At 70.5% G+C, this 2,353-nt stretch carries 1 pseudogene; it reads right to left on the reverse strand.

From position 1 onward, the window contains the following. Positions 1-2,345, reverse strand: a pseudogene (locus tag P3H78_RS33045) (hypothetical protein); the annotation flags it as partial. Positions 2,346-2,353: the final 8 nt, after the last annotated feature.

Here is a 2,353-nt window from a genome sequence, read left to right on the forward strand (position 1 = left end):
GTGGGTGCGCCCGGGGCGTTGAGCAGGCGCAGCAGGTCGCGGCGTAGCTGTTCGCCCTCGGGCAGCTTGGTCGGCAGCTCCGTTACGTTCTGCGCCTCGGCTTCCTCCCGCAGCTCCGGCTCCACCTCGGCTTCGGCTTCGGCTTCCGTCTCGGTTTCCGTCTCGAGGTCCGCTTCGTGCTCGGACTCCAAGTCGCCGGCTTCGATCTCCGGGTCGTGCTCCGGCTCCAGGTCGGTCTCCAGGTCCGGACCGGCCTCGTTTTCGAGCTCGGATGCCAGTCCCAGCACCGCTGCGAGCTCCGCCTCGAAGTCAATGTCCTGGTCGGCGTCAGCTTCGAGTTCCGAGGCAAGCTCCGCCTTGAGTTCGGCGCTCAGCTCCGCCTCCATCTCCGCCTCCAGCTCCGCACCCATGTCCGGCTCGGTCTCTGGTTCCGGCTCGGGTGTGGTGTGCGGCTGAGGAGTCGGCCGGGCCAGGGCGGTGGGGTGCGGCTGTGCCTCTTGCGGTGCGAGCGGCGCCCGCAGGGAGAGCCGGTAGACCTTTTCGGGCAGTTCGAAGGCCATGGCCTTCAACTCGACCGAGGCCGGCTGGATGTCCGCCCCGTTGACGATGGTGGCGTCCATCAAGTAAGTCCGCTCGCCGCCGCCGTGGGGATGGTTGTGGGTCACCATGGCGCGGCCGCGGATCCGCAGGGCGCCAGCGGCGGGTGCCCCCGCGGCGCCGCTCGGTGCGAGCGGGGTGCCGTCGGCATCGAGGTCGAATTCGATGACGTCGTCGTTGAGGACGAATTCGGCGTCCAGGCGCAGGCCGATGGTCTCGCCGCTGGCATCGAGGACGGCGTCCTGGCCCGGGTGCTCTACCGGGAGGTTGCGGGGCACGTGCCAGATGCTGTCGTCGTCCAGGAGGAGCGCCACGGTGCCGAACTCGGTGTCGGTGCGCTCGATGACTTCCCAGGCCTTGTCCTCGTCGTTGATCCTCAGCCACACCCAGTCGCCGGGGGTGAGCGCGTCCGCCCAGCGGATGGTGTCGGTGTCCTGCTCGGGGCGCTGGGGCTGGTCCTCGAAGAGCTGCCACATGGCGTCGCTGGGGGAGTTGGCCCGGTCGTGCGCGCGGTCGTGGTGGGCGCGTTCCTCCAGGACCGTGTGGTTGAGGTGGACGAACTCCCCCGCGGACAGCCGCGCGCCGAGCTGCGGGTCGCTCCAGTCGATCGGCTCTCCGCCGGTGGTCCGCAGTTCGGTGAGGCGGCCGGCGAAGTCGCGTGCTTCCTCCAGGGAGGGCAGGCCCTCCAGCGGCTGGGGGGTGACGGCGAGGTCGCGGGCGGCTTCGGGGCTGAGGTAGAGGTCGGGCAGGAGTCCGTCGAAGGGCAGGCCGCTGCCGGCGGGGAGCGCCTCGAAGGTCTCGCCGTTGCGGCGGATGGCGAACTGGCCGTCGTCGGTGAGTTCCACCAGTTCGCGGTCCTTGGCGAGCTTGCGCACCTCGGTGCGGCGCTCCGGGCTCAGTCCGGGGATCTTCGCGGCCATCAGGTGGGTGCGGACCTGGCCGAGGGAGGCGAAGCGCCGCTGCACCAGGGTCGTCTCCCCTGCCGGTGTGGAGGGTGCAAGCGGCGTGGCGACCATGACATGGCTGGTGGAGCGGATGTTCTGGATCTGGTTGCCGGTGGCCGCGTCCAGGACCCGGACCCAGCCGATGCTCGCGCCCTTCGCGTCGGCGGACTCCTCGATCCGCACCAGGACCGGGACGTCCAGGGGTTCCAGGTTGGAGCGCAGCTGGGTGGCCTGCGGGTTGTTGACTTCGCCCTTCCACCAGAAGGTGCCGTCGGCTGCGGCCACCTCGCCCAGGACCTTCTTCACGTTGGTGATCACGAAGGCGCCCGGTGCCGGCATGGAGGGGTCGGTCTGCTCGGGGGCGGGCCGGGGCGCGGTCTGGGGAGCGGGCGCGGTCAGGCGGCGGCCGGTGCTCTGCTGGTACTCCTTGGCGTAGCGCCGGTCCCGCTCGTCGAGGCCCTGGGTGACCAGGGCGTGCAGGATCGCCTGCTTGATGTCGTGGCCGTGCTGGTCCTTCCAGTGGAGGGCCTTCATGGGCAGGGCCCGGAGGGTGGGGTTGGGCATGTCCCAGGGGAAGGGGCGGCCCTGTTCGTCACGGATGCTCTCCAGGGCGTCCGCGATCTGGTTGGCCCGCTCGCGGGTCTTGATCTGTTCGCCCCAGGGGCCGAAGACCTTGGTGAGCCGGTCCGGTGCCCGCACTTCGTAGCGTTCGGGGGCGACGGTGATGATCGCGAGTCGTCCGCCGGAGCTCAGGTGGGTTCCGGCCTCGGTCTTGCCGTGCTTGCGGCACAGCTCGACGATCATCTGCTGGC

The organism is Streptomyces tropicalis, assembly GCF_029269835.1.
In the GTDB taxonomy this organism is placed as follows: domain Bacteria; phylum Actinomycetota; class Actinomycetes; order Streptomycetales; family Streptomycetaceae; genus Streptomyces; species Streptomyces tropicalis.